The 1,072-nt window shown below is 71.1% G+C and carries 1 protein-coding gene; it reads right to left on the bottom strand.

Annotated elements, in window-relative coordinates:
- On the bottom strand, positions 1-710 hold a 710-nt coding region (locus AB0N02_RS47375; RefSeq protein WP_363961781.1), incomplete at its 3' end, for an enolase C-terminal domain-like protein.
- Positions 711-1,072: the final 362 nt, after the last annotated feature.

Raw genomic sequence — 1,072 nt, 5'->3', positions numbered from 1 at the left:
CTGGCGAGCTGGGCGTGCTGGACGAGGTCGTCGTCGGCGAGGGGCTGTTCGATGAGCAGCAGGTCGTGGGCGTCGAGTTTGGCCAGGTGGGGGGCATCGGCGAGGGTGTAGGCGGCGTTGGCGTCGACCTGCAGGGCCAGGTCGGGGCCGAAGCGTTCGCGCACGGCCCGGACGGGGGCGAGGTCCCAGCCGGGTTCGATCTTGAGTTTGATGCGGCGGTAGCCCTCCTCCAGGTAGCCGGCGACGTCTTCCAGGAGGGCGTCGATGGAGGTCATGATGCCGACCGAGACGCCGCAGGGCACGGCGGGGACGGCGGCGCCGAGGAAACCGCCCAGGGATTGGCCGGCGGCACGGAGCTGGGCGTCCAGCAGGGCGGTCTCCAGGGCGGCCTTGGCCATCTGGTGGCCCCTGAAGGGACGCAGGACACGGCCGACGGCGTGGATGTCGGGGCCGTTCCCGCCGGAGTGAGCGGACTGCAGGTCGGCCAGGGCGGGGATGAGGAAGCGGCGCAGGATCTCGGCTGCGCCGTCGACGTATTCGGGGGAGTACAGCGGGGCGCTCATGGCCACGCACTCGGCCCAGCCCTCGGCCTCGGGGGTGACCGCGCGCAGCAGCAGGATGTCGCGGGTGGTCTCGGTGCCGAAGGAGGTGCGGAAGGGGGCGACGAGGGGCATCGCGATGCGGCGTAGTTCGATTCCGGTGATCTTCATGATGGTGCGGCCGACGCCGCGTCTCCTTTGCGATAACTGCCTTCGCGCCGGTCACCTCACGGTGGCCGTCCTGCTCAGACTGCCTTTGTTCTGACTGCCTTTGTTCTGACTGCCTTGTTCTGACTGCCTTGTTCTGGACCGCTCTACGGCGACCGCCCCCTGGGGCGTCCTCCGCAGTGCCTCCGCGGTGCCTCCGCGGTGCCTCCGCGGTGCCTCCGCGGTGCCTCCGTGGCGACCGCCCGCGACGCCTCCCGCGGCGGCCGGTTCTCAGGGGCGTTGCACGATGTAGCCGTTCTCCCGGTGGAAGCCGGTGACCTGGGCGCCCTCGCGCATCAGGCCGCCCAGCACCTCCCGGACCTCCC

It is taken from the genome of Streptosporangium sp. NPDC051022, from assembly GCF_040683035.1.
Classification (GTDB): Bacteria; Actinomycetota; Actinomycetes; order Streptosporangiales; family Streptosporangiaceae; genus Streptosporangium.
Note: the sequence above shows the minus strand (reverse complement) of the source record. Positions and strands in the feature narration are given on the sequence as shown.